Annotated in this window: 25 protein-coding genes; 9 read left to right on the forward strand and 16 right to left on the reverse strand. The window is 40.9% G+C overall.

Features of this window, described 5'->3' with window-relative positions; all coding sequences use genetic code 11:
• Position 1: 1 nt before the first annotated feature.
• Positions 2-793: a hypothetical protein gene (locus BM266_RS07140; RefSeq protein WP_093407685.1), complete on the forward strand. Its 792-nt coding sequence runs from the start codon at positions 2-4 to the stop codon at positions 791-793.
• A 50-nt stretch (positions 794-843) separates the two neighbouring features.
• Here the strand turns inward: BM266_RS07140 and BM266_RS07145 are convergent, their stop codons facing one another.
• A complete protein-coding gene (locus BM266_RS07145; protein WP_093407947.1) occupies positions 844-2202 on the reverse strand; it encodes a dihydrolipoyl dehydrogenase family protein in 1359 nt (452 codons plus the stop codon).
• A 135-nt stretch (positions 2203-2337) separates the two neighbouring features.
• On the opposite strand from BM266_RS07145, the gene BM266_RS07150 reads away from it, so the two are divergent.
• Genes BM266_RS07150 through mfd form a run of 3 tightly spaced genes read left to right on the forward strand, consistent with a single transcriptional unit; the run spans position 2338 to position 6296 of the window.
• Positions 2338-2574, forward strand: a complete 237-nt coding sequence (locus BM266_RS07150; protein WP_093407687.1) for a hypothetical protein — start codon at positions 2338-2340, stop codon at positions 2572-2574.
• The gene (locus BM266_RS07155) at positions 2571-2864 is read left to right on the forward strand and encodes a type II toxin-antitoxin system RelE/ParE family toxin (protein ID WP_093407690.1); all 294 of its coding nucleotides are present in this window, start codon (positions 2571-2573) and stop codon (positions 2862-2864) included. The genes BM266_RS07150 and BM266_RS07155 overlap by 4 nt, the downstream gene beginning before the upstream one ends.
• Before the next feature lie 51 nt (positions 2865-2915).
• Positions 2916-6296 carry a transcription-repair coupling factor gene (gene mfd, locus BM266_RS07160; RefSeq protein ID WP_093407692.1) on the forward strand — a complete coding sequence of 1127 codons (3381 nt, stop codon included), beginning with the start codon at positions 2916-2918 and terminating at the stop codon, positions 6294-6296.
• Positions 6297-6453: 157 nt separating this feature from the next.
• Here the strand turns inward: mfd and BM266_RS07165 are convergent, their stop codons facing one another.
• Both BM266_RS07165 and BM266_RS07170 read right to left on the reverse strand, forming a co-directional pair.
• The gene (locus tag BM266_RS07165; RefSeq protein WP_093407694.1) at positions 6454-7257 is read right to left on the reverse strand and encodes an NAD(P)H-binding protein; all 804 of its coding nucleotides are present in this window, start codon (positions 7255-7257) and stop codon (positions 6454-6456) included.
• A gap of 146 nt (positions 7258-7403) precedes the next feature.
• Positions 7404-9719 carry a M20/M25/M40 family metallo-hydrolase gene (locus BM266_RS07170; RefSeq protein ID WP_093407696.1) on the reverse strand — a complete coding sequence of 772 codons (2316 nt, stop codon included), beginning with the start codon at positions 9717-9719 and terminating at the stop codon, positions 7404-7406.
• Between the two features lie 117 nt (positions 9720-9836).
• Between BM266_RS07170 and BM266_RS07175 the strand changes: the two genes are divergently transcribed.
• Positions 9837-10304 (forward strand): CBS domain-containing protein, encoded by a 468-nt coding sequence (locus tag BM266_RS07175; protein WP_093407699.1) that lies wholly within the window; start codon positions 9837-9839, stop codon positions 10302-10304.
• Positions 10305-10307: 3 nt separating this feature from the next.
• On the opposite strand, the gene BM266_RS07180 is transcribed toward BM266_RS07175, so the two are convergent.
• The 4 genes from BM266_RS07180 to BM266_RS07195 all read right to left on the reverse strand — a co-directional run bounded on the left by BM266_RS07180 (position 10308) and on the right by BM266_RS07195 (position 12667).
• Positions 10308-10655 (reverse strand): hypothetical protein, encoded by a 348-nt coding sequence (locus BM266_RS07180; RefSeq protein ID WP_093407701.1) that lies wholly within the window; start codon positions 10653-10655, stop codon positions 10308-10310.
• Between the two features lie 72 nt (positions 10656-10727).
• A complete protein-coding gene (locus BM266_RS07185) occupies positions 10728-11342 on the reverse strand; it encodes a DEAD/DEAH box helicase (protein WP_093407704.1) in 615 nt (204 codons plus the stop codon).
• 173 nt (positions 11343-11515) lie between these two features.
• Positions 11516-11992, reverse strand: coding sequence for a hypothetical protein (locus tag BM266_RS07190; RefSeq protein WP_093407705.1), 477 nt, complete (start codon positions 11990-11992; stop codon positions 11516-11518).
• 39 nt (positions 11993-12031) lie between these two features.
• Positions 12032-12667 (reverse strand): hypothetical protein, encoded by a 636-nt coding sequence (locus BM266_RS07195; RefSeq protein WP_093407708.1) that lies wholly within the window; start codon positions 12665-12667, stop codon positions 12032-12034.
• Positions 12668-12878: 211 nt separating this feature from the next.
• On the opposite strand from BM266_RS07195, the gene BM266_RS07200 reads away from it, so the two are divergent.
• Positions 12879-13214 (forward strand): single-stranded DNA-binding protein, encoded by a 336-nt coding sequence (locus BM266_RS07200; protein ID WP_093407709.1) that lies wholly within the window; start codon positions 12879-12881, stop codon positions 13212-13214.
• 69 nt (positions 13215-13283) lie between these two features.
• Here BM266_RS07200 and BM266_RS07205 read toward each other — a convergent pair whose 3' ends face one another.
• From BM266_RS07205 to metG, 3 genes are all read right to left on the reverse strand, one after another.
• Positions 13284-14186, reverse strand: a complete 903-nt coding sequence (locus tag BM266_RS07205) for a histone deacetylase family protein (protein WP_093407712.1) — start codon at positions 14184-14186, stop codon at positions 13284-13286.
• Positions 14187-14218: 32 nt separating this feature from the next.
• A complete protein-coding gene (locus BM266_RS07210; protein WP_093407714.1) occupies positions 14219-14437 on the reverse strand; it encodes a hypothetical protein in 219 nt (72 codons plus the stop codon).
• A 91-nt stretch (positions 14438-14528) separates the two neighbouring features.
• Positions 14529-16616: a methionine--tRNA ligase gene (metG, locus tag BM266_RS07215; RefSeq protein ID WP_093407717.1), complete on the reverse strand. Its 2088-nt coding sequence runs from the start codon at positions 16614-16616 to the stop codon at positions 14529-14531.
• 163 nt (positions 16617-16779) lie between these two features.
• Between metG and BM266_RS07220 the strand changes: the two genes are divergently transcribed.
• Both BM266_RS07220 and BM266_RS07225 read left to right on the forward strand, forming a co-directional pair.
• On the forward strand, positions 16780-17349 hold the full coding sequence (locus BM266_RS07220) for a hypothetical protein (RefSeq protein ID WP_093407719.1): 570 nt from the start codon (positions 16780-16782) through the stop codon (positions 17347-17349).
• A gap of 66 nt (positions 17350-17415) precedes the next feature.
• Positions 17416-17781, forward strand: coding sequence for a YraN family protein (locus BM266_RS07225; RefSeq protein ID WP_093407722.1), 366 nt, complete (start codon positions 17416-17418; stop codon positions 17779-17781).
• A gap of 59 nt (positions 17782-17840) precedes the next feature.
• Here BM266_RS07225 and BM266_RS07230 read toward each other — a convergent pair whose 3' ends face one another.
• The 3 genes from BM266_RS07230 to BM266_RS07240 all read right to left on the reverse strand — a co-directional run bounded on the left by BM266_RS07230 (position 17841) and on the right by BM266_RS07240 (position 21188).
• Positions 17841-19910: a M13 family metallopeptidase gene (locus BM266_RS07230; protein WP_093407725.1), complete on the reverse strand. Its 2070-nt coding sequence runs from the start codon at positions 19908-19910 to the stop codon at positions 17841-17843.
• A gap of 153 nt (positions 19911-20063) precedes the next feature.
• Positions 20064-20561, reverse strand: a complete 498-nt coding sequence (locus BM266_RS07235; protein ID WP_093407728.1) for a nuclear transport factor 2 family protein — start codon at positions 20559-20561, stop codon at positions 20064-20066.
• Positions 20562-20618: 57 nt separating this feature from the next.
• Positions 20619-21188, reverse strand: a complete 570-nt coding sequence (locus tag BM266_RS07240; RefSeq protein ID WP_093407730.1) for a hypothetical protein — start codon at positions 21186-21188, stop codon at positions 20619-20621.
• Positions 21189-21332: 144 nt separating this feature from the next.
• Here BM266_RS07240 and BM266_RS07245 point away from each other — a divergent pair, with 144 nt between their 5' ends.
• Positions 21333-22289, forward strand: a complete 957-nt coding sequence (locus BM266_RS07245) for an NAD-dependent epimerase/dehydratase family protein (protein ID WP_093407733.1) — start codon at positions 21333-21335, stop codon at positions 22287-22289.
• Positions 22290-22372: 83 nt separating this feature from the next.
• On the opposite strand, the gene BM266_RS07250 is transcribed toward BM266_RS07245, so the two are convergent.
• From BM266_RS07250 to BM266_RS07260, 3 genes are all read right to left on the reverse strand, one after another.
• Positions 22373-22567, reverse strand: coding sequence for a cold-shock protein (locus tag BM266_RS07250; RefSeq protein ID WP_093407735.1), 195 nt, complete (start codon positions 22565-22567; stop codon positions 22373-22375).
• A 102-nt stretch (positions 22568-22669) separates the two neighbouring features.
• Positions 22670-22909: a hypothetical protein gene (locus BM266_RS07255; RefSeq protein WP_093407738.1), complete on the reverse strand. Its 240-nt coding sequence runs from the start codon at positions 22907-22909 to the stop codon at positions 22670-22672.
• Positions 22910-22911: 2 nt separating this feature from the next.
• Entirely contained in the window at positions 22912-24624 is a 1713-nt protein-coding gene (locus BM266_RS07260) for a chloride channel protein (protein ID WP_093407741.1), read from the reverse strand.
• Positions 24625-24665: the final 41 nt, after the last annotated feature.

Below are 24665 nucleotides of genomic sequence, written 5' to 3' on the forward strand. Positions count from 1 at the left end.
TATGGAAAAGCGACTGGCAGTTTTAAATTCGATCTCTGTGATTCTGGTTATTGCTGTAAGCTATATCTCCCAAACCGGAATCATTAACGGCAATACTATGGGCAGCCTAAGCGCCGAGTATTACAATTTATTCACGCCGGCCGGCTATGCATTTGCTATTTGGGGTATTATTTTCCTCGGCCTTTTGGTTTTTTCGGGTTACCAATTCTATCAGGCTTTCGGAGCTAAAAATGATCTCGATTTTCTTCGAAAATCAGGTTACTGGTTTTTTATTGCAAACCTGGCTAATGTCGCCTGGGTCTTGGCGTGGTTAAACGAGTTCACTGGACTTTCAGTCTTATTGATGTTTCTCATTTTATTTTCCCTGATAAAAGTGATTCTCAACACCAACATGGAGCGCTGGGACGCGCCTATTAACATCATCGCTTTTAGCTGGTGGCCAATCTGCCTGTATTCCGGCTGGATCGCGGTGGCGACTATTGCCAATGTTTCAGCCTATTTGGTGAAAATTGGGTGGGAAGCCCCATTTTTGTCCGAAGAAATATGGACGGTACTGCTCATTATAATTGCAGGAATTATAAATGTCGCGATAATCTATCTTCGGAATATGCGCGAATTCGCCGCAGTTGGAGTTTGGGCATTGATCGCCATATATTTCAGACATTTTGACGAGGTTCCTCTAATCTCCTATGCAGCATTAATTACCGCCGTGATTATTTTCTCAAATATTGTTTACCACGGGTGGATGAATAGGAAAACCAACCCGATGTATAAAATTCTGAATAAAGAATAAATCTCCTCCTCCTTCGGAGGGTGCTGGGGGGGAGACTTGCAGGGGGAGGATTACAACATTCCCTTAATATCATTTCCCCAGGTGGGATAGGCAAAGATCATTTTTTTTACGTCCTGGCAATTCAGCTTCCCGCACATTACCATTACAAACATATTGATCACTTCTGAAGCTTCCGGGCCTATTAGATGAGCGCCTATCACCTGACCGGTTTTATTGTCAATGAGGGTTTTGTAGGCATAAACCTTTTCATTGATGTGCTTGGCATTAAACCAATCAGTGGCAAGTTTATGTTTTACTTTAAAGTCGTATCCCTGTTTCCGGGCCTCTTCTTCCAGCAGCCCTACCGAAGCGAGTTTAGGTAAAGTAAATACTACTGTGGGTTGCGGAGGATAATGAGCTTTTTCAGGCTTGTCTTTGTTGAGGAGGTTAGCGGCCACCACCCGGGCTTCCTGTGAAGAAAGCGGAGTTAGAGGTAAACCCTCACTAGCTGAAACATCACCGCAGGCATACACATTTTTGTTGCTTGGACTCTGAAGATATTCGTTAACAACGATCCCTTTTCTGCTGAATTCTACATTGCCTTTTTCCAGATCCAGGTCATCAATAGAAGGAACTCTTCCGGCGGTATTTAAAACCATTTCGGCTTTTACTGAAACTTCTTTTCCATCCTGAATTGCAGTCACCCTGAAATTCTTTCTAAGTTTTTCAATTTCGGTGACTTCGGCATTGAAGATAAAATTGATCCCCAGTTCTTCTTCTGAAACCTGCTGCAGATATTTACCCATATCCTCATCAAAAGTGTTAAGGATTCTGTCTGACATTTCAATCATAGTGACCTTTACCCCAAGGCGGGCTGCAACGTGGGCGAACTCCATCCCGATGTAACCAGCACCTATAAAGATCATTGATTCCGGTAGTTTTTCGAGATTGAGAAAGTCGTCGCTGTAAAGCGCGTGATTACGGCCTGGGATGCGCAATTCCATTGGTTTGTGCCCGGTGGCAATCACGATCTTATCAGCGGTGACGGTTTTACCTTCTACCGACAGGGTATTTTCATCGAGAAATTTGGGCGATTGGTGATACATTTCGATACCCAGTTTTTTTAATTTTTTCTCGGTAGCGGCTGGAACGGCATCAACGAAGGTATTTTTAAACTTCATCAGATCTTCCCAGGAGAACCCCGGGCCACGGGTAATTCCCTTGCCTTCCATTTTTTTGGTGCGGTCCAGGATTTCGGTGAACCCGGTTAGTACTTTTTTGGGATCGCAGCCCCGATTAGCACAGGTGCCGCCATATTCCCGATTATCGGCGATTGCCACCTTCAACCCAGCATCAATACAGGCATAAGCTACTCTTTTTCCGGCAGTCCCGGTTCCTATTATGAATACGTCAAAATGTTTAAAGCCCATAGTTTTTAATTCTATTCTGAAATTAATAAACGCCACCCGTTTTTGCTGTTAGGGAAATGGTAAATCTTAAAATGAGATTAGATCTGAGATTGAAATTTAAAATTTGTAAATTTATAAGACTAATAAAATGGTGATATGGAAGCTGTAGAACTTAAAAACACGGTATTGAAATATGTCGATAAAGCCGATGAACGTCTTTTGGAGATGATGCTTTCCCTTGCAGAAAATTATGAGGAGAAATTATCTAGACCTCTTAGCGAAACAGATTATCAGGAAATGGATCAAAGAAGATTAAATCATTTAAACGATAAAAGCGAATCCTATACCTGGGAAGAGGTTCGGAAAAAAGCTAAGAATACTTTAAAAAAATGACATTTAAACTTATAATAAAAGAGGAAGCCCAATTAGAGATAATTGAGGCTTTTCTTTATTATGAGGAAAAGAAAGTAGGGCTGGGTGGCTCATTTTTAGATCATCTGGATTCTTATTTCAAATGGATAAAGAACTATCCGTTTCATTTTTCAGAGAAAAGAAAACCATTTAGGGAGGCTGTAATTAAGCGCTTTCCATATCTCATCATTTACGAAGTTTTGGAGAATGAGGTCATTGTCTACTCAGTATTTAATACTTGGCAGAATCCAAAAAGTAAGTTGTCACGTTAAAAAAATGTTGACTTGTTGCGAGGCCCATATTGGCGAATTATCTTTGCGCCAATGAGTAAATCTGTTATCGCCCAAAGCTTTGCACGGTCCCCGCAACAGCAGGAATTGAGGGAGACCCTTGTCTCTTCTGAAAAAAATGATTTTAAAATTCAATTAAAAGGCCTTGTTGGCTCTGCCTTTTCCTTTGTGACAGCGAATGCTTTTAAGGAAGCCGACAAACCCTTTTTACTGATCTTTAATGACAAAGAAGAAGCTGCTTATTATCTTAACGATCTCGAGCAACTACTTGGGGATAAGAATGTACTCTTTTACCCGGGAAGCTACCGCCGCCCTTACCAGATCGAGGAAACCGATAACGCCAATGTTTTACTTCGGGCTGAGGTTTTAAACCGAATAAATTCCCGGAAGAAACCGGCTGTAATCGTCACTTATCCCGATGCTTTATTTGAAAAAGTAGTTACCCGGAAAGAGTTGGATAGGAGCACATTGAAGATCTCTGTTGGCGATGAACTCTCCCTGGATTTTGTAAACGAAGTACTTTTCGAATATAAATTCAAGCGGGTTGATTTTGTGACTGAACCGGGCGAGTTTTCGGTGCGCGGGGGGATTATTGATGTTTTTTCCTTTAGTAATGACGAGCCTTACCGTATTGAATTCTTTGGCGATGAGGTGGACAGCATCAGGAGTTTTGATGTGGAAACCCAGCTTTCCACCGATAAGGTGAAGAAGATCTCGGTGATGCCGAATGTGGAAGACAAGCACCTGGACGAGATCAGGGATAGTTTTCTAAGATATATCTCGAATCAAACCGTAGTCTTTGTTAAAAACCTTGACCTGCTCACCGCCCAGGCCGATAAACTTTTCAGCAAGGCAAAGGAAGCTTTTCAGAAACTTTCAGAGGAAGTAAAACATAGTGAACCCGAAGCGCTTTTCTGTGATGGCCAGCTAATTAAAAGTCAGTTGCAGGAATACACTGTGGTGGAACTCAGTAACCAGGCCTATATGGAGCCTGAAAAAGTCATCGAGTTTCAAACAAAGCCGCAGCCTTCTTTCAATAAGCAGTTCGATTTGCTCATCGATAACCTTATCGAAAATCAGGAGAACGGCTATAAAAATTATATTTTTTGCGTTAGTGAACAACAGGCGAAGCGATTCCACGACATCTTTGACGACCAGGAAAAGGAAGTGAAATACGAAACCATAACTCTATCTCTCTTCCAGGGTTTTATAGATGAAGTTGGCAAAAATGTTTGTTATACAGATCACCAGATCTTTGAGCGCTATCATAAATTTCATCTTAAGAATGGTTACGCCAAAAAACAGGCGATAACCTTAAAAGAACTTAGCAATCTTGAAGTTGGCGATTACGTAACCCATATTGATCACGGGATAGGGAAGTTTGGAGGACTTCAGAAAATTGATGTTGAAGGTAAAAAGCAGGAAGCCATAAAATTGTTCTACGGCGAGCGCGATATTTTGTACCTCAGTATCCATTCGCTGCATAAGATTTCGAAATACAATGGAAAAGACGGGAAAGAGCCCAGAATCTTTAAACTGGGGAGCAATGCCTGGAAAAAGCTAAAGCAAAAGACAAAAGCCCGCGTTAAGCACATCGCTTATAATCTAATCGAGTTATATGCAAAACGCCGACTTCAGAAGGGTTTTGCCTTTGGACCCGATTCTTATTTGCAGCACGAACTGGAAGCCTCTTTTATGTATGAAGATACTCCGGACCAGGGTACAGCAACCCAGGCGGTAAAAGAGGATATGGAAAGCGAAAGGCCTATGGATCGTTTGGTTTGCGGTGATGTGGGCTTCGGAAAAACCGAGGTGGCGATTCGTGCGGCTTTTAAAGCTGTGGATAACGGTAAGCAGGTTGCGGTTTTGGTACCTACTACTATTCTGGCCTTTCAGCATCACCAGACATTCACTGAACGCTTGAAGGATTTCCCTGTCACTGTGGATTATTTAAACCGCTTCAGAACTGCCAAAGAACGCCGCGAAACCCTAGCTGATCTTGAAAGCGGAAAGGTAGATATCATCATAGGAACTCACCAGCTGGTGAATAAGGCGGTGAAATTTAAAGATCTCGGACTTTTAATCGTAGATGAAGAACAGAAATTCGGGGTTTCGGTAAAAGATAAGCTCAAGACCATTAAAGAAAATGTAGATACGCTCACGCTCACAGCAACACCAATTCCGCGAACACTTCAGTTTAGTTTAATGGCCGCGAGAGACCTTTCTACCATTGCCACTCCGCCACCAAACCGTTATCCTATTGAAACCAATGTGATAAGATTTTCCGAAGAAACCATCAGGGATGCGATCTCTTATGAAATTCAACGGGGCGGTCAGGTGTTTTTTATTCATAACAGGATTGAAAATATAAAGGAAGTCGCGGGAATGATCCAGCGGGTAGTGCCTGATGCAAAGATTGGCGTAGGTCACGGGCAGATGGAAGGTAAGAAACTGGAAAAACTGATGTTGAGTTTTATCAATGGTGAATTTGATGTGTTAGTTTCCACAACTATCGTGGAAAGCGGTCTGGATGTGACCAATGCGAACACCATTTTCATCAATAACGCGAATAATTTTGGAGTTTCCGATCTGCACCAGATGCGGGGGCGGGTAGGCCGAAGCAATAAAAAGGCTTTTTGCTATTTTATTACGCCACCTTTTTCGGCAATGACCGAAGATGCCCGTAAGCGAATAAGTGCGTTGGAACAATTTTCTGAACTTGGGAGCGGAATAAATATCGCGATGAAAGATCTGGAGATTCGCGGTGCCGGAGACCTGCTGGGCGGCGAACAGAGCGGATTCATCAATGAAATTGGATTTGAGACCTACCAGAAGATCCTTAATGAAGCTATTGAAGAGTTGAAGGAGAATGAGTTTAAGGATCTATATGCCGGCAACGAGGATATTGAAGACAAAAACTTTGTGAAAGAAACTCAAATCGACACCGATTTCGAGATCCTTTTCCCTGATGATTACATCAATAATATCACTGAAAGGCTGAATCTTTATACGCAGCTGAATAAGATCACTTCGGAAGAGGAATTGCAGAAATTTGAAGCCGAGCTCATAGACCGTTTTGGGGAACTGCCCGTCCAGGCGGTAGATCTGCTTAACAGCGTGCGCATCAAATGGATCGCTTCAAAGATCGGGCTGGAGAAAGTTTTACTGAAACAAGGCAAAATGATAGGTTATTTCATAGCCGACCAGCAATCACGTTTCTATCAGACCAATAATTTTACCCGGGTTTTGCAATATGTGCAAACCCACCCGCAGATCTGTAAGATGAAGGAAAAACAAACCCGAAACGGCTTGCGACTGCTGCTTACTTTTGAAAATATCAACTCGATAGCCAAAGCTTTAAAGGTTTTAGAGCCTTTGGATTTGAAGGTAAAGGTGGAGGTAGAGGAGAAATAAAACTTCCTAAAAATTGGATTTAAGAGATGATTTTTTACAGACCTCACAGGTTTCCAGAACCTGTGAGGTCTCGTGATCTACTAATTAGACCATTGACAACTTAATTGGCGAATGTTCATTATCCACCATCACTTATACGATATAATCTTGACCACCATTAAATCTCTTTCAAAAACTCAAATCCCAGTATTTCCTCTAACCTCACTGAGCTTATCATTTTTCCTTTAGAAACCCCGGTTTGGTCAAATTCGGGAGGCTTTAAATTCTGTTCTTTGGCTGCACGGGTATAGTAATCTTCTTTGGTGGGATGTTCGGGGTAGGCAGCGTTAAAAGTTATGTTCCAAACATCCTTTTTAATGATCTGCAGAATGATTTCTATACACTCTTCCTGCCTGATGAGATTTACCGGGGCTTTCGGGTTTTTTAGCCCGGTTTTACCGGCCAGATATTTAACGGGGTGCCTGCCTGGGCCAAGCAAACCTCCAAAACGAATAACCGTGGTTTGAAAATTCTCGTTCTTCAGTAACATTTTTTCTGAGGAGATTAATTGCTTTGCTGCTTCTGAAGTGCCGTTTGCTTCATCTTGCTCGGTGTATTCGGGGAAACCTTCCCTGTCTTCATAAACCGAAGTAGAACTCACGAAAATTACTTTTTCTACCGGGGACTTTTCCACATAATCGATTATGCGGCCAATTTTGCCTACAAAATCGGCTTCGGGAACGCTTCTCAGTCCGGGTGGGATATCGATGATTAAAACTTCGGCATCTGCCAGGAAGGAAGCGAGATCGCCTTGTACGCCTTCGGTAAAGACCTTGATCTGGTATGGGGTGATTCCCGCTTCCTGCAGCTGCTCCATTTTTTCCCGGCGGGTTACCGAGCCTTTTATACTATGTTCAGCCTCGATAAGTGCTTTTCCCAGGGGCAAGCCCAGCCATCCGGTTCCTAATATTGATATGTTCATGGTCCTCTCCCAGCCCTCCCCGAAGGGAGGTGTTTTTTATTTTAATAAAATAGCTTTGCTCATTGTGATGAGATTCTGATTTAATCCCGATAACTTGCGGGACAGAATGACGATTTTTGCATCACTTAAAACTACAAAACCTAAGGCTACTCTAGGCTTATGGTTTTCTTAAAAATTACCGCGTCATTGACTACAAATGGCCTCGGGATCATGGTTTCAGATCTTTTTGGAACATTTAATTCCTCGTTTTCCAGGAGGTCAAAGCTGGATTCGTAAAGGGTGAACTCAGGTTTTTCATCATTCTTCAGACTGAATTCTATCCGTAAAGTGTCTCTCCCGGAAACATGCCATGTGAGCAGTCGGTCGTGCCATCGGCGGGTATGTACATTAAATTTGTTATCTCCCAATAGGGTGTCATCGGCTTGCAGACCGTTCACAGTAAACTCTTCAAAATCCACACTGCGGTCGGCGAAAAGTTCGAGGCGGTGGATTTTTCGGTTGGGAGCGATCTTAAGGGAATATCGGGTAATCTCTTCTGTTGTTTTCAGACTATCGAAAAGAATGGCTGGAGACTCCAGGTTTATTGAAGGCGCTTCAGCTCTCCATGTGAAATTGGACCCGTATTTACTGCTGAAGGTTTTTTCACTTGAAGGAATTATCACCGGATCCTTTCCGAAGAAATTTTCAGTCCATTCATCCGGTATTTTATCGTAGGAACGCCAGTGAGCGGTATTTTCATCGGCATCAAAAAGATAAACAAGAGAATTGGGTTTGGGGCTTTCCTCGTCGAATTTCGACTTGAAATGCGCGGTGAAAAAGAGAATATTGAAGATGAGGAAACTGAGTACTGCGAGAGCTTTCTTTCTTTTAAAATAAGCAAATACCGGGAGCATTAATGTAAAAAGTAAAACGCAGAGCAGGGCAGAGGCGAAAAGGATCTTTAAGCCCAAGGCTACCGGAAATTGCACGAGGAGCGGCAGAAAAATGAAAAGTGCCGGAAGGCTTAAAAAAGCCATAAGCAGATTGTTAGGTCTTTTTTGCCTTATCATCAAAAAGAATTGCAGCAGCCCAAAATAAACCGGGATGATAAAGTATGCCGCGCCTTTTAAGTAAAAGCCAAGAAAGGTGCATAACAACAACCAGAAAAACAACGGAAAAACAAAAAGGGAAGCCTGGTTATCGGTTTTGTGATATCGGTGATAAGTGAAAAAAGAGATCGTAAGACTCAGGAAAAGAAAAGCGGCGATATAGTAATAGCCGTTATAGGTAAATCCCTGCTCCATTTCCGAATATTCAGGGTAGATATAGAGGTTGAATTTCCATAAAAGGTAAACAAGCAACCCGGCAATACTAAAACTTAGAATGAAAGCCAGAAATCCCGTAAAAACCGCTTTGCCTTCAAGGCTTTTCCGGGAAAACCCATAAACCAAAAGTAGGATAAAGATCACTACAGCGATCAAAAGCATAGGAATAATCCAGGAGAAAGGGTAACTGATCATTTCCCCTCCCGGCAGGTTGAAAAATATCAGTTCTTCTTCGGTTTCAAAGTCAGAAAGATCATTATCCTTAAATGTCTCGAGCAAGGGTATAAGATAGCTGCCTTGGTGAGCAAGGCTTTCCTTGTCCAGGTTCTTCGGGGTATCGGTGGCGGTGTGATAATCGAAATGATCATCGATAAACGCAAAATTGAATCCGGGGATATTTGCCTGTTCACGTAGCACCGTAAGATCGGTATCGTTGGGGAGCATTTTATAAATGCTGTAAACAAGGGAATTTGTGACCGGGTACTCGGGATTTGCTTCCTGGAAAGCCTTAACCAATTTAGCGTTTCCGGAATTTGTTTCGAGAAACATAAAGGAGTTTCCGCCACTGCCACGGGCTTCAAAATTTAATACAAGTCCGGCGTCCTCGACCCAGGGATGATCTTTCACAAAAAGTTCTGCTCCATTGAGACCAACTTCTTCAGCATCGGTAAAAAGGATGATGATGTCATTTTCGTGGGATTTGTTTTGAGCAAGAAAAGCGCGGATACCTTCCAGAATAGTCGCCACGCCACTGGCTGCATCGCTGGCCCCTAAAGAGGAATGCGGATTGCTATCGTAATGAGACATCAGCACCAGTGCCGGGCCATCACCATCACCTTCGATTCGGCTGAGGATATTTTGAGGGCTTACCAGGCTTCCGTGTTTATTTAAAGTGTAATCTTCCTGGGTTTGCACCAGCAGGTCCATTTTTTGAAGTTCATTTACGATATAATTGCGTACCCGGCTGTGCTCGGCAGTACCGATATAATGAGGCTGTTGAGCCATAGCTTCAACGTGTTGGAAGGCGCGTTGGGTAGAAAACTCTGTTTCAGGGATAGCTTCATCAGTTATATTTTTCGGCTGGCTACTATAGAAAGTAAACCAGGCAGCAACGGCGATAAGAATAAGAGAAAAAACGGGAGGTATACTTTTCAGCATAAGCAGAACTTGAAATTATTCAGCAATAAAGATAATCAAGATTTTAAGAAGGAAAGCGCTTTAACCCTAATAGGAAATTTCTTATATTTAAGAGTTTAATACACAAATTATTATGCTATGGCTATCAAAAATTATCAAGGAAAGCAGGCGGCTCCCGAAAAACCGGAGAGTTCGCCAATGCTGGTAAAAGACTATATGACCACCGACCTGATCACCTTTAGGGAAAATGAGAATATTATGGATGTTGCTGAAAAACTCCTCAAACATAAAATTTCCGGGGGCTGTGTTGTAGACGAAAAAAATAATTTATTGGGAATGATCTCTGAGGGGGATTGTATGAAGCACGTTTCAGACAGCCAGTATTACAATATGCCTCTGGAAGATACTACTGTTGGGAAACGTATGAACTGCAATGTAGAAACCATAGATGGGAATATGAATGTGATTGATGCCGCCAAGAAATTTATCGAGAAACGTTACAGAAGGTTCCCAATTGTAGAAAATGGTAAGCTTGTTGGGCAGATAAGTCAGAGCGACGTTTTGCGCGTGGCGACTAAACAAAAAAGCAATAACTGGCACCTATAAATCTTAGTTTCTTTTAACCAGTGCATATATCCCGTTGTCTAGCGGCAGGTAACCCTGATCATACACAAAATAATAAACCTTGCCGCTTTTGGTAGTGTAAATGCTTGTGATATAATCGAAATTAAAACCCTTGGTCAATAGCCTGTTTTTAGTCGTAGTGGTTTTTTCGGTGGGATTGCATTCTTCCAAAATCCGGTAGTTCTTTCGAAGTCGGTTATTTACGTTTCTAACCAGGTTTTTCCTGTCTTTGTTTAGGTTGTTGTGGTAAGCATTACGGCAATAATCGCTGCAGAATTTTTTATCTGCGCGGCCCACAATTTTTTCTCCACATTCCAGACAGGCTTTCTGCATTTTTTAATGTTTTCACAATAAATATAAGAAAAACCTGAATATTGCAAGATATTGGAACTTAAGCCTTTATAACTATTTCATTTTCAAAACTTCTGCACGAGCCATAAAAGAATCCCGTAATCTTTCGATTTTTGAGTTGGTCTCACTGGCAAATACAAGGTATTGACATTTTGAAATATGCTGGGGTATTCTAATTAAATCGTTGAAAATGCCAGTATTGGTAATGAATTCAGCATCTTCCACAATAAGTAATTTTAACTGACTCACATTAATTCCTGTAATGGAAAAAAGCTTGAATAGTTTTTTAGGCGTCGCAATCACAATATCTACGCCTTCGTAAATTGCAACTTTCTGGACTTCTATATCGGGTTCATCATATGCACTGAAAATCCGGAGATCCATATACCTGGTGAATTTTTTAAATTCCTTTTCAAGTTCCTTCGCGGCTTCTTTGTCTTTCACATAGATCAACGCCCGGGGAGCATCTTCAAAAGCAGCACTTTCCAGTTTTTGAATAGTACTAATTACCAGCGCAGTGGTTTTTCCGGAATTTTCCGGGGCGAAAATGTAAAGATCCCTTCCGCTTTTTATTTTTGGCAATATTTTCTTCTGAAAAGGCAAAGGCTCTTCAATCCCTAATCTTTCCAGAGCTTCTTTTAAGGGGGGATTCAGTTTTTTAAAGGACATTTCGGTATGATTTTAACCTGATTTTTATTTAATTCTTTGGTAAGAATCAAGATGCTACAAAGGTAACCTTCCCGATTTTGACCCTACTATAAATCCACTTCAAATTTGAATAAACCTGAATATCATTAATCCCGGCGAAAATATCAATACTGATAAAAGCTCCATTCTTTACTTTATAAATTAAATTCTTCTATCTGAAGCCTGTAATCATATTGCAAATCTTCGTGTAGCTTCTCCAATTTTGTATTAATAAGCTGAAGCTGCCGTTCATAAAGGTTCTGAAGGGTTTTGTTGCGGTGTATAGGTTTTGGGAAAGATTTCAACTTCGCACAGAAATAAATAAGAAGCTCCACCTCGGTTTCTGTTTTCCCTGAATATCGGGCATGCTTTTTTACATCCTTCAGAATTTTCCTCACACTCTTTTTTATAAAATACCAGGTGCGGGTGTTGATGCCGGCAAATTGCTCGTCTATCTCTTTTTTTACTTCGGAAATAAATTCGGCTTCATTATCAGATTCGAATAGCAGATAGGTAAGCAACTCTTTATTCTCTTTTTTGAATTTTGAAAGCCTCAGGCAAAGTTCCAGAAGTTCGTCCTGAGACCGAAAGGCGAGTTCTTTTTTTAATTGACTAACACTGGCTGCTTTCATAAGTTTTCTGATCGCGGTGAGCTGATAAAAATAAGAATTTTAGTTACCAATTAATTCTGGAAAGTCTTTTTCAATGGGGAAGCCTTTAATTCCTGTTTTGTTTTCCAGGTACTTTTGAATTTCTGAAGGCGACAGCTTATAGGTTTGCTTAAGTCCTTCAATAATTATCTTTAAATAATGTTCGTTGGGTGCATTTATTTCGTTTTCGAGATATTCTTCATTGGTAAAGGTAAAAATGGGGTGGCCTTCTTCATCGCCCAGGTAAATAATTTGCCCGTACCAGGAATCGTTTTTCATATCCAACGAACCTTCTTCAATTACCTTTTCGAGGTTAATATCGAATTCCCCTTCAAATTTTATCTCCTGTTGCACCAGGTCAATGAATTGCTGTCGGATGATGAGATACATACGCCCCAGAGTTTCTACATTTTTGTCGAATTCTGATTTAATGAAGGCAGCACCACCGCCGCTCCAGGTCTTCGAGCTTTTAGCGAAATACATTTCCCTGTTAATGATCAGGCCTTTGGTGCCGGTTGGAAAAGTCTTGTTGGTACATCCGGGGTAAATACGATGTGCTCCTTTTGGCTGCCCACCACCTATATAACATCTGAAACGCTCTTCCAACAGGTTGGAGCCATAACAGGCGTACCAGACTCGTTGTTCTTCTTTCGGCATTTTTTTATGCAAATAAAGCTTTTTATGGGAATAGCCAAATCAGGCTCGTCGATTTATCTATTTTTTTAAATGATTTTTTCTGAATTCAAACGTTTACAAACGCCTATAAACGAAAACAAATAATTCCCAACCGATTAATATTTGTGTTCAGATCTAAGTTTGTTGTGTTGAAATGAACTAACGATTTTCAGCTAAATTAAAATTTTGAGTTATGAGCACTTTAAGAAACAAAGTTCAGTTGATCGGGAATGTAGGAAGAGAACCTGAGATCGTAAACCTGGAATCGGGAAAGAAAATCGCGAAATTTCCTATCGCAACTAATGAGCACTACAAGAACGGTGCAGGGGAAAAAATCACAGACACCCAATGGCACAATATCGTAGCCTGGGGTAAAACGGCTGAGTTGGTAGAGAAATATGTCGGAAAAGGGAAGGAAGTAGGCATTGAAGGCAAGTTAACCAACCGCAGCTGGGATGATAAAGAAGGCAAAATGCATTTTATAACCGAAGTGGTTTGCAACGAACTGCTGTTAATGGGAAATAAATAGTGTATGAGCCTTAAATTTTCTGAAGATTGAAATTCCCATCCGCATTACCCGGGCGGGAATTTTTTTGTTCTAGAAATAAATTTCCTGAGCTAATTTATAGTTATTGGCATGAGCTTCGATAATTGTTTTAATTTCCGGGGAATACCCGCCACCCATACTGCATTGCACGGGAATCTTAAGATCATGGCAGGTTTGCAGCACAAAGCGGTCGCGTTCTTTGCAACCTGCGACCGTGCAAGAGAGCTTTCCTAATTTATCGGATTTTAAAATATCCACACCGCTTAAATAAAAAATGAAATCGGGATCTTGATTCTTTATTAAATCCGGAAGGGTTTCTTTGAGGATTTTCAAATAGTCTTCATCTCCGGTGCCATCGGGTAATTCTATATCCAGGTCAGATTGTTCTTTTTTAAAAGGATAGTTGTTTTTTCCGTGCATTGAAAAGGTAAAAACCGAAGGATCATTTTCGAAGATCTTGGCCGTGCCATTTCCCTGGTGAACGTCCAGATCTACAATAAGTATTTTTTCGGCCAGTTTTTTATGTTGAAGGTACCTGGCGGCAATAGCCTGGTCATTTAGCAAACAAAAAGCCTCCCCGTAATTGGAATAAGCGTGATGGGTGCCTCCGGCAATGTTGAAGGCGACACCATTTTCAATAGCGAAATGGCAGCCTTTCATCGTACCATCAGCAATTATGAGTTCCCTCTTTACAAGTTCCACAGAAAGCGGAAATCCGGTTTTTCTTTCAGCTCTTCTGTCGAGTTTAAGGTTTTTAAGTTGTGTAAAATATTTTGCATCGTGCACGGCAAGGATATGTTTCTCATCCGGAATTTCCGGTTGAAAAAAATTTGCATCTACACAGGTTCCTTCGTGTAGGAGTTGCCTGGGTAGCAACTCATATTTTTCCATAGGGAAGCGGTGTCCCTCCGGCAAAGGATGTTTGTAGATAGGATGGTAGGCGATTTTTAGCATTTAGCTTGATTAAACCTCACAGGTTTCCACTTCTAAAAAGTCAAAACATTTGCCCATTTTAAAAGATACATTATTAGAAACGTACCTCCGATACCGACAAATATTGCACCTTGCCAATAGAAGGTTCTCGTCCCCCATTTTTTCCACATTTTTTTACCATATTCTTTTCTGAAATGACCACTAGTCATAATCCAAAAAAGAAAAGTGATTATTAAAAAAAGCGAAATTGTTATTACCCAAATTTTTTCCATTTGTCGAAATTTCAGTTTAAATGGTTTGCCAACTGTGTCAGTTCAAGCCGATTTGAGGCTTGTAGCTCGAGAGGAGTCGAGAGAACGAGAACTAATTGATTGCCGCTCCCGGTTCCACGCCATCTTCATCGGGATTAACAAAAACCAGTTTTCCCTGGGCATTTTCGGTCATCAGGATCATCCCCTGACTTTCTACGCCGCGCAGTTTCCGGGAAGCTAAATTGGCCAGAACTGTAACTTTCTTTCCAATGATCTCTTCGGCCTTAAAATGCTCTGCTATACCGGAAACTACAGTCCTTTGATCCAGTCCAGTGTCAACCTTTATAACCATAAGTTTCTTGGTTTTTGGCATTTTATGAGCTTCAATGATAGTTCCTACCCTCAGGTCCATTTTGGTGAAATCCTCAAAGCTTGCGGTATCTTTTTGCGGCTCTACTTTATTTGCTTCAGCGGCATTTGCAGTTTTTGTAGCTTCCAGTTTTTCCAATTGTTTCTCTATTTGTTCATCTTCAATTTTGCTGAAAAGCAATTCTGCTTTTCCTATTTGGTGACCCGCAGGTAACAATGATTCCCGGGTCGAGATCTTATCCCATTGAGATTTCTCATAGTTTTCCAGCCTGTTTTCTTCCGCTGAAAATTTCAGCATACCTTTTAGTTTCACCGAAGTGAAGGGTAAGAACGGCTCGCTTAGGGTGGCCAGGGCAGAAGCGATCTGCAGGGCAACATACATTATGGTTTGTACTCTGTCGACATCGGTTTTTATAAGTTTCCACGGCTCTTCATCTGCAAGGTATTTATTGCCAAGGCGGGCTAGGTTCATCAATTCGGCCTGGGCCTCGCGGAAACGATATTTTTCAATAGAACTTGCGATCACTGAAGGATAAGCTTTCAGCTCGGCAATGGTTTGCTCATCAACTTTTGAAAGCTTTTGAGGCTGGGGAACAAGTCCCTCGTAATATTTATTGGTAAGCACGATCACGCGGTTGATGAAATTCCCGAAGATGGCAACCAGTTCGTTGTTATTTCTGGCCTGGAAATCCTTCCAGGTAAAATCGTTGTCTTTGGTTTCTGGAGCGTTGGCAGTAAGTGCATACCGCAACACATCCTGCTGCCCGGGGAAATCTTCAAGATATTCATGAAGCCAAACCGCCCAGTTCTTGGAGGTAGATAGTTTCTTTCCTTCCAGATTAAGAAATTCGTTGGCAGGCACATTTTGCGGCAAAATAAAGTCGCCTTGAGCTTTTAACATTACCGGGAAAATAATACAGTGGAACACGATATTATCTTTTCCGATAAAATGGATGAGTTTGGTGTTTTCGTCTTTCCAGTATGGTTCCCAGTCTTTTCCTTCCCGCTCAGCCCACTCCTTGGTGGACGAGATATACCCGATTGGCGCATCAAACCATACATAAAGCACTTTTCCTTCGGCACCTTCAACGGGAACCGGGATTCCCCAATCCAAATCGCGGGTTACGGCACGTGCCCTAAGACCATCGTCTATCCAGGATTTAACCTGACCGTACACATTGCTTTTCCAGTCGGCTTTATGGCCAACCAGAATCCATTCTTTCAGCCAGTCTTCATACTGATCTAAAGGCAAAAACCAGTGACGGGTTTCCTTCAAGGTTGGTGTCGCTCCTGAAAATGTAGATTTCGGATTGATAAGATCGGTGGCATTCAGGGAAGATCCGCAGCTTTCACACTGATCGCCGTATGCTTCTTCATTCCCACATTTAGGGCAGGTTCCGGTTACAAAACGATCGGCCAGGAACTGTTTGGCTTCCTCATCATAAAGCTGTTGAGTGGTTTCTTCGATGAATTTGCCGTCTTCATACATCTTTCTGAAAAAATCAGAAGCCGTATCGTGGTGAACCTTCGCTGAGGTCCTGGAGTAATTATCAAAAGAAACCCCAAAATCCTTGAATGATTTTTTAATGATGGCGTGATACTTATCTACGATATCCTGCGGGCTCACGCTTTCCTTTTTCGCCTTAATGGTAATAGGCACACCGTGCTCGTCACTTCCGCAGACAAAAGCCACGTCGTGCCCCTGCATTCTTAAAAATCTCGCATAAATATCGGCAGGTACATAGACCCCTGCAAGGTGACCAATATGAATAGGGCCGTTGGTATATGGTAAAGCCGCTGTAATAGTATATCGCTGTGTAGAATCGCTCATTAATCTTAAACTTTTTGGAAGCCGTAAAGGTAAGCAACTGTTAAATAATACGCGTTAAATTCTTGTAAAAGACAGGGCTTCTCTGTGGAATGTTCCTGAATTTAGTGTCAAAATTTTTTCGTAGAGATTTTTCTGAATTTTTTGCGGAAGCAAACTAACCAAAATGAAAAAAATATTTGTTGTAATAAGCGTATTGACACTGGTTGCCTGCGGCAGTTCCAGAAACAACGCATCCAAAGATAAATTTGTAATTGAAAATCTTCAGAAGTATTCTTCTGAAGAGCTTAAACGCGAATATCCCGATGCGAATTTCAGGGAAGATGTGGGAATGTTTGAAGAAGGCACCGTGGAGCGTGCCTATACAATCCTTTTCCCCGATACTCCAAACGAACTTCACGTAACCTGGAAAGATAAAAGCCGCACAGAGATCCACGACATTAGATTTGACGTAGACGGGCAATGGAAATCCGATGAGGGCATTCAAATAGGGACTACTTATGAAGAACTCAACAGGCTGAATGGAAAGGACATATCTTTTTACGGCTTCGGCTGGGATTACAGTGGCGCGGTAATGTGGAATGACGGAAAGCTTGAAAATTCAGGCTTACGTGTTTTTCTCGGGCCTCAAAACGAACCCGGGAATGATTTCTATGGTGACCGCTTAATTGAAGCGAGCCCGGAAGAAATAGAAGCATTAGATCTAAGAGTGGAAACGATAATGCTGGTTAACTAAGCAAAATATAAAGGAATTCCCCCAATTCATTTTCGGTCAGGAAATTTTAATTTGCTTAAAAACTAAATGGCCAAATATAATTCATTAGGAATAGAGGGGGAACAATTAGCTGTGGCGCATCTTAGGAAAGAGGGGTATGAGATTCTGGCCGAGAACTACACGTTTCAGAAAGCAGAGGTAGACATAATTGCCAGAACAGGTGATACCCTCGTGATAGTTGAGGTGAAAACCCGCAGCACCCCCGATTTTGGCCTACCTCAGGAATTTGTAAAGCCTAAACAAAGAAGACAACTCCTAAAGGTCGCCGACTTCTATATCAATGACAGAAACCTCTCTGAAGTAGAAGCCCGTTTTGATATAATTGCGATTGTAATCAATAAGAAGGGTGTGAAACTGGAACATCTGGAAAATGCTTTTTACCATTTTCAATAAAAAAGGCCTACTGAAATTTACTTTCAGCAGGCCTTTTTAATAAATTATTTTTCAAATAACTACCAGATGATCACGCGATCTTCTGGAGCGACATACATTTTATCTTCTTCCCCAATTTCAAAAGCCTCATAGAAAGCATTTATATTTTGAAGCGGCACATACGCACGGTACATTCCGGGAGAATGTGGATCGGTCTTGATCTTGTTTTGCAAGGCTTCATCACGCATTTTGGTTCTCCAAACGGTTGCCCAGGACATAAAGAAACGTTGTTCAGGGGTATATCCGTCAATTTCGCCGGGGTGACCGTTTTCTTCAAGATGGATCTGTAAGCCATCGTAGGCGGCATTAACTCCACCAAGGTCTCCAATATTTTCGCCAAGAGTAAACTGCCCATTGATGAAAACACTGTCGAGAACTTCAATATTGCTGTATTGGTCGGCCAGATCACCTCCAAGTTCTTCAAAGGCTTCCAGGTCTCCATCGGTCCACCAGTTATTCAGGTTTCCTTCAGCATCAAAACGAGATCCGCTATCGTCAAATCCGTGGGAGATCTCATGACCAATTACGGCTCCAATTCCACCATAATTAATGGCAGCATCGGCTTTGTAATCGTAGAATGGTGGCTGGAGAATAGCAGCCGGGAATACGATCTCATTATAACTAGGGTTATAATAAGCGTTAACCGTTTGCGGAGACATAAACCATTCGGTTTTATCTACTGGTTCGCCTAGTTTGGCCATATTTTCGGCAGTTCTCCATTTACTCACATTCATCATGTTTTGGAAATAAGAACCGTCTTTTTCTACTCCGGCGATCTCTAGATCGCTGTAGTCTTTCCATTCATCCGGATATCCGACTTTAATAGTTGTAGTTCCCAGTTTTTCGATCGCTTTTTTCTTGGTATCCTCACTCATCCAACTAAGGTTGTTGATCCTTGTTTCGTAGGCTTTAATGATATTTGCGATCATCTCTTCAGCTTGCTCTTTTGCTTCCGCAGGGAAATGTTCCTCTACATAAAGTTTACCAAGCGCTTCCCCTATGGTCCAGTTAATGGTTTGCAAGGCACGCTCATCACGTGGACGTTGTTCCTGTGCTCCCTGCAGGGTTTTGTTATAGAATTCCCAGTTAGCGGTTTCAATTTCGGTAGAAAGCGCATTTGCAGCATCGTTAAAAATGCTCCATTTCAAATAGGTTTTCCAGTCTTCAACATTATTCCGGGTAAAGACACCCTGTAAAGCCTTCATATATTTAGGCTGAGCTACGATAATAGTGTCTATTTCTTCTGCACCTATTTCGTTGAAATACTTTTCCCAATTTAAAGCCGGAACTGAAGTTTGAAGCTCAGCAACAGTCATTGGGTTATAAGTATTACGCGCATCTCTACGCTCTACTTTATCAAGCTGAGGTTCTGCAAGACTGGTCTCGAATTCGAGGATGGTTTCAGCCGCTTCAGAGGCTTCTTCTTCAGAGTAATCTATATACTGAAGTATTTTAGTGATATGCTCCTTGTATTTTTCACGTTTCTCTTTGGAATCGGCATCATCGGCTACGTAGTAATCTCTGTCAGGAAGGCCTAATCCGGAAGGATAGAGATAAGCAGCATTTTGGTTAGAATTCTTTGCATCAGCTCTTACCCCGAAAGAAAAGAATCCTGCTCCACCGTATTGTTGCATATCAGTAAGAAAAGCCTGAAGGTCTTCTTTGTTCTGAATAGCATCAACTTTTTCCAGGTATGGTTTTACTGGCTCTACGCCTTGCTCATTCCGGCTCGCCGTATCCATAATAGTTTTGTAAAGGTAAACCGCTTTGGCTTGATCGCTATTAGGATCAAGCTTATCGTTGGAAGAAGCGCCTTCCAGTAAAGCAAGGGCATCAACATCGGTGGTTTGTCTTAGTTCCATAAAACTACCCCAGGTAGTCTGATCTTCCGGAATTTTGGTAGAATCCACCCATTTTCCGTTCACGAATCTAAAGAAATCGTCTTTTGGGCTTACCGTAGTGTCCATATAAGCCAGGTTAATCCCGTGGATTTCTTCTTTTTCAACGCTGCCTTCATTATCATTTTTACAACCGCTTACTACAGCAGCTCCTAAAAATGAATAAAACAGCACATTTGTTATTTTCTTCATTTGTTAAATAATTGTTTTTAGAAGATGCTAAAGTACTAAAAAGAAGCGCATTTAATGAAAAATTCTAAAAGTGTAGAATGGCGGTTTATAGAAAGTGATTAAGCCTGATTTCTATTGAAAGCTTTTATCTCATCTGGAATCTGAGGAAAAAATCTAATTATTTCTGATTTCAGAGATCAGTTTTTTATCGAAAGATTTTTTTAATTGAGTAACCTCTTCTACATTTTCATTCGGGATGGCGATAGAGAGCACATAATGAGCAATTTTCCATCCGGTTTCTGTTTTTTGCAGCACTCCTGAGCCCCGGCAAATTCCCATGTGGGTATCCAGAAGCTCATCAAACCAGGCGATAGACTTATTTTCGTTAAAATAAATGTTGCGTTCCAGGCTGGTAAAACTCCAGGCTTTTCCGCGGTCAAAATAAGGTTTTGAAAATTCACGGAAATCATCGTTTTGCCAGTTTTCAGTGGCATCGGTTCCTATAAAGACACCATCTGCGGTCATTAAGCCGAAATATTGATCGAAATCGGCTTCGGCAGCCGCTTTATGCCATTGATCGACGAGATTGTTGATTTTTTCTTCGGAAGTTTCCTGGGAAAATAGTTGAATAGCAAGTGAGAAGAAAAGTAAGGTAAAGCCAAGTTTTTTCATAAGTGAAAAATAAAATTCAAGAAACGATATTCAGAAAAAAGCTAAAGACCGGTTTTTTTAAACCGAATCTTTAATGCGTCTTGTTGCCCTGGAAATACTGTCCTGCTCTTGATCGAGTTCGTCCAGTTCACGTTCAAAATCCTCCAGGCTTTTCAGGAATAATTCATTAAGCTGAAGTTTGAAATTATTAAATTCAACCGGGATGTCCTGGGCGGTTTCTGAGATTTGTTCAAGATTTTTATTCCGGCGAGCGGCAAGTTGTTCAAGTACTTGTGCCTTGGTGGCCAAAACATTTAACCTGGCATCTACCGCTTTTGATTGCAGCGTGTCTGGAACTGTAGATTTTAAAGATTGCATTATTTGGGAGATAGGTTTTGCATTCCCTATTATCTGGCTAAGGTTGGCCGATTTTAAATTGTTTATCTCGTTTTGGGCCGTGATATAATTTACCCATTGCACTGCGTGTTTCCGGGCTTCAGGAAGCAATTCCACTTCAGTATCCGGCAGATTGATATTTTTAGCCAGCAAGGTACTATCCAGCTCGGTTTGCTCGTTGGCTTCGGCATTAACATCAGACTTACATCCGACCAGGATTAGTAAGCAAAAAAGTGGTAATAGGATTCTCATATTCAAACAAAGTTAAATGAAAATTAGCTCTTTAGCATGGAATTTTTTTTCGGATTAACATATTTTTAAGTTGAGGAGAGGTTTCGGAGGTTTTGTTGCGAATACCTTTATAATATTAAATATATTTGCTAAAAATTGAATTACATGACCAAAAATATTTTAGTCATAGGTGCCAGCGGGCAGATAGGAACCGAGTTGTCCTTAAAACTTCGGGAAATTCACGGAAATGACCTGGTTATCGCCAGTGATATTCGGGAAGGAAATGAAGAATTGATGCAATCGGGACCGTTTGAAATCCTTGATGCTACTAATTTTTCTGATGTAGAAAGCATTATTGAAAAATATAAAATAGAGGATGTTTATCTTATGGCTGCAATGCTGAGCGCTACAGCAGAAAAACATCCTATGAAGGCCTGGAGTCTGAATATGGATTCTCTTTTCCATATTTTAAATCTTGCAAAAGAAGGGAAGATAAAGAAAGTGTTCTGGCCATCCAGCATAGCAGTTTTTGGACCCACTACACCTAAGGAAAACACCCCGCAAACCGCTGTAATGGAGCCTTCTACCGTTTATGGAATTAGTAAACAAACCGGGGAGAGATGGTGCCAGTATTTTCATGATAAATATGGCGTGGATGTTAGAAGTATGCGTTATCCCGGAATTATAAGTTACAAAACCCTTCCGGGGGGAGGGACTACAGACTACGCGATCGAGATTTTTCATGAAGCACTTAAAAATAAAGCCTATACCTCATATCTAAGTGAAACTACCGGATTACCAATGATGTATATGGATGATGCTATTAAGGCAACTATAGATCTTATGGAAGCTCCTTCAGAAAAAGTGAAGATAAGATCCTCGTACAACCTAAGCGCGATAAGCTTTACCCCGAAGGAACTCGCCGAAGAGATCAGAAAACATATTCCTGAATTCAGTATAAATTACGCCCCGGATTTCAGGCAAAAAATAGCTGATTCCTGGCCTTCTGATATTGATGATTCTGAAGCAAGAAAAGATTGGAATTGGAAGCATCAATATGATCTTGCTGCCCTAACTAAAAAAATGCTTGACGGAGTGGCAGAAACCTTTGAAATTAATTAGAGAAGGGGATTTGGGAAGTTAATACAATAAAAAAGCCGCTGAAAATCAGCGGCTTTTGTAGTTTCGAAAATAGGATAATCTATCTATTCAATAACGCGCACATCGCTAGCGTTTACTCCTTTTTTTCCTTCTACTTCAACGTACTCAACTTTGTCACCTTCATTTAGAGTTTCCCCATCAAGAGCGGTAACGTGTACGAAGATGTCTCTTCCTGTTTCGTCGTTGGTTATGAATCCGTAACCTTTAGATTCATTGAAAAATTTAACTGTACCTTCCATTGTAAAAAAATAAATAATTAATAAAGTACAAACTTAATATAATAATATAGACAAGCCCATAAATTTTTAGAAATTATTTTGAAGCGCTTTAAAATCAGCTTGTTAATCCAGGCCTTTGTCCCGCATGCGATCCATGTTTTCTTTGGTGAGGGTGTAGTCTTTTAGCTTTTTACCATTCCATCTTATATAGAGAAAAATTGGCATTAAGACGAATGCACTGGCAAGAACAGCCACCCCAATAATGACATCGCCCATTGCCTGGTCATCAAAAGTTCTAATATAAAATCCAATTCCAATCGCGATGAGGATCGCGATCCCTAATATTTTCATTACAGTTTTCATAGCTAAACAGTTACTTCAATTAATTTTTGACGGTAGGCGGTGAGTAATTTGGATTTGGAAATAAAACCAACATATTTACCATCTTCTACCACCGGTAGGTTCCAGGCATTCGTTTCCTGAAATTTAGTCATGATATCTTTTGACCTATCCTTTCTAAGATCAATAATTTCAGGTGCTCTTTGCATAATATCGCTCACCTTTACTTCGTCATACATTTTCTGGTCGAACATTATCGGTCTTATATCATCTAAAAGAATGATTCCTAAAAAGTTACGATTTTCGTCAATAACGGGAAAAAGATTTCGGGAGGACTTTATGACGCCCTCGTGAATAACATCGCCAAGGTTCATATCTATATTCAGGGTTACAAAGTTTTTTTCTATAATCTGTTGAATATTCAAAAGGGTAAGGACCGCTTGATCTTTATTGTGAGTTAACAAATCGCCACGTTTCGCGAGTTCCATGGTGTAAACAGAATGCGGTTGAAACTGATTAGTAATCATATAAGAAATGGCAGCAGTGATCATTAAAGGCACAAAAAGTTCGTAGCCACCGGTAAGCTCTGCAATAAGAAAAATTGCGGTGAGTGGGGCGTGCAAAACTCCAGCCATGAGTCCTGCCATTCCTACCATCGTGAAACTACTTACCGAAATAGGGGTTTTTAGTATTCCAAGATTATTTACAATGAGGGCGAAACAATGCCCCATAGCGCTTCCCATAAATAATACCGGGGCAAAAATCCCACCAACACCTCCAGCTCCAAAAGTGAGTGAAGTAGCGATAATTTTAAAAATTACGAGGCCTGCAAGAAGAAAGATTACAACCCAGATGTTATCTAGATAATCATTAAACAGGTTAGTCCCTAATGCATCAAGATAATTTTCGGCCAGGAGATTATTTATAACATCATAACCTTCACCATATAGTGGTGGGATAAAGTAAATAAGAATCCCAAGCCCAAGTCCGCCAAGTAAGAGCCGGTAAAAAAGGGAATCTATTTTTTTAAAAGCATCTCCAATTTTGAAATAAATATGGGTAAAATACATAGAACAGCCAGCTGCAAGTATTCCGAGGATAATATAAAAAGGAACTTCAGAAATATTAAAACTGTCCTCAAGGTCAAAAGGTAAAATGATATCAGAGCCAAAGAAAAAATAAGAAGTGAGAATTGCTGAAACCGAGGCAATAAGCAAGGGAACCATAGAAATTAAAGTGAGGTCCAAACTAAAAACTTCAATTGCAAAAATAATCGCAGCAATAGGCGCTTTAAAGATAGAAGACATAGCCCCGGCAGCCGCACAACCTATTAATAAAGTGCGTGAGCTTTGGTTCATCTTAAAAAAACGCGAAATATTCGAGCCCAAAGAAGCTCCTGTTGCTACTGTAGGGCCTTCCAATCCTACAGATCCTCCAAAGCCAACAGTTAACGGCGCTGTAATTATTGAAGCATACATCTGGAAAGAACGCATAATTCCTTTTCGTCGTGAGATGGCATAAAGCGTAGAAGGGATACCGTGACCTATCTTTTTTTTGAAAATCACTTTAATAACAAACAAAGTAAGGCTTAAACCAATAAGCGGAAAAATAAAATAAAAAGCGTGGTGGTAATTTATAATTAGGCTTCCTTCCAGCAAGCGCTGTATAAAGTGGGTTAGGTTCTTAATAACTACCGCCCCCAAACCGGCAGTAAAGCCAATAACAGCACTTAAAATCATCAAGAATTGTTGATGACTTAAATGCCGGTTACTCCATTTCG

Origin of the sequence: Salegentibacter flavus (assembly GCF_900115145.1) — a bacterium.
GTDB classification, from domain to species: Bacteria; Bacteroidota; Bacteroidia; order Flavobacteriales; family Flavobacteriaceae; genus Salegentibacter; species Salegentibacter flavus.

Excerpts from the sequence above, each read along its gene's own strand:
- mfd (WP_093407692.1), top strand. The coding sequence starts at position 2,916 with ATGAGTAAATCTGTTATCGCCCAAAGCTTTGCACGGTCCCCGCAACAG.
- BM266_RS07180 (WP_093407701.1), bottom strand. The coding sequence starts at position 10,655 with ATGCAGAAAGCCTGTCTGGAATGTGGAGAAAAAATTGTGGGCCGCGCA.
- BM266_RS07175 (WP_093407699.1), top strand. The coding sequence starts at position 9,837 with ATGGCTATCAAAAATTATCAAGGAAAGCAGGCGGCTCCCGAAAAACCG.
- BM266_RS07165 (WP_093407694.1), bottom strand. The coding sequence starts at position 7,257 with ATGAACATATCAATATTAGGAACCGGATGGCTGGGCTTGCCCCTGGGA.
- BM266_RS07185 (WP_093407704.1), bottom strand. The coding sequence starts at position 11,342 with ATGTCCTTTAAAAAACTGAATCCCCCCTTAAAAGAAGCTCTGGAAAGA.
- BM266_RS07255 (WP_093407738.1), bottom strand. The coding sequence starts at position 22,909 with ATGAAAACTGTAATGAAAATATTAGGGATCGCGATCCTCATCGCGATT.
- BM266_RS07140 (WP_093407685.1), top strand. The coding sequence starts at position 2 with ATGGAAAAGCGACTGGCAGTTTTAAATTCGATCTCTGTGATTCTGGTT.
- BM266_RS07190 (WP_093407705.1), bottom strand. The coding sequence starts at position 11,992 with ATGAAAGCAGCCAGTGTTAGTCAATTAAAAAAAGAACTCGCCTTTCGG.
- BM266_RS07155 (WP_093407690.1), top strand. The coding sequence starts at position 2,571 with ATGACATTTAAACTTATAATAAAAGAGGAAGCCCAATTAGAGATAATT.
- BM266_RS07235 (WP_093407728.1), bottom strand. The coding sequence starts at position 20,561 with ATGAAAAAACTTGGCTTTACCTTACTTTTCTTCTCACTTGCTATTCAA.
- BM266_RS07245 (WP_093407733.1), top strand. The coding sequence starts at position 21,333 with ATGACCAAAAATATTTTAGTCATAGGTGCCAGCGGGCAGATAGGAACC.
- BM266_RS07170 (WP_093407696.1), bottom strand. The coding sequence starts at position 9,719 with ATGCTGAAAAGTATACCTCCCGTTTTTTCTCTTATTCTTATCGCCGTT.
- BM266_RS07230 (WP_093407725.1), bottom strand. The coding sequence starts at position 19,910 with ATGAAGAAAATAACAAATGTGCTGTTTTATTCATTTTTAGGAGCTGCT.
- metG (WP_093407717.1), bottom strand. The coding sequence starts at position 16,616 with ATGAGCGATTCTACACAGCGATATACTATTACAGCGGCTTTACCATAT.
- BM266_RS07145 (WP_093407947.1), bottom strand. The coding sequence starts at position 2,202 with ATGGGCTTTAAACATTTTGACGTATTCATAATAGGAACCGGGACTGCC.
- BM266_RS07250 (WP_093407735.1), bottom strand. The coding sequence starts at position 22,567 with ATGGAAGGTACAGTTAAATTTTTCAATGAATCTAAAGGTTACGGATTC.
- BM266_RS07210 (WP_093407714.1), bottom strand. The coding sequence starts at position 14,437 with ATGGAAAAAATTTGGGTAATAACAATTTCGCTTTTTTTAATAATCACT.
- BM266_RS07220 (WP_093407719.1), top strand. The coding sequence starts at position 16,780 with ATGAAAAAAATATTTGTTGTAATAAGCGTATTGACACTGGTTGCCTGC.
- BM266_RS07240 (WP_093407730.1), bottom strand. The coding sequence starts at position 21,188 with ATGAGAATCCTATTACCACTTTTTTGCTTACTAATCCTGGTCGGATGT.
- BM266_RS07200 (WP_093407709.1), top strand. The coding sequence starts at position 12,879 with ATGAGCACTTTAAGAAACAAAGTTCAGTTGATCGGGAATGTAGGAAGA.
- BM266_RS07225 (WP_093407722.1), top strand. The coding sequence starts at position 17,416 with ATGGCCAAATATAATTCATTAGGAATAGAGGGGGAACAATTAGCTGTG.
- BM266_RS07205 (WP_093407712.1), bottom strand. The coding sequence starts at position 14,186 with ATGCTAAAAATCGCCTACCATCCTATCTACAAACATCCTTTGCCGGAG.
- BM266_RS07260 (WP_093407741.1), bottom strand. The coding sequence starts at position 24,624 with ATGATTTTAAGTGCTGTTATTGGCTTTACTGCCGGTTTGGGGGCGGTA.
- BM266_RS07150 (WP_093407687.1), top strand. The coding sequence starts at position 2,338 with ATGGAAGCTGTAGAACTTAAAAACACGGTATTGAAATATGTCGATAAA.
- BM266_RS07195 (WP_093407708.1), bottom strand. The coding sequence starts at position 12,667 with ATGCCGAAAGAAGAACAACGAGTCTGGTACGCCTGTTATGGCTCCAAC.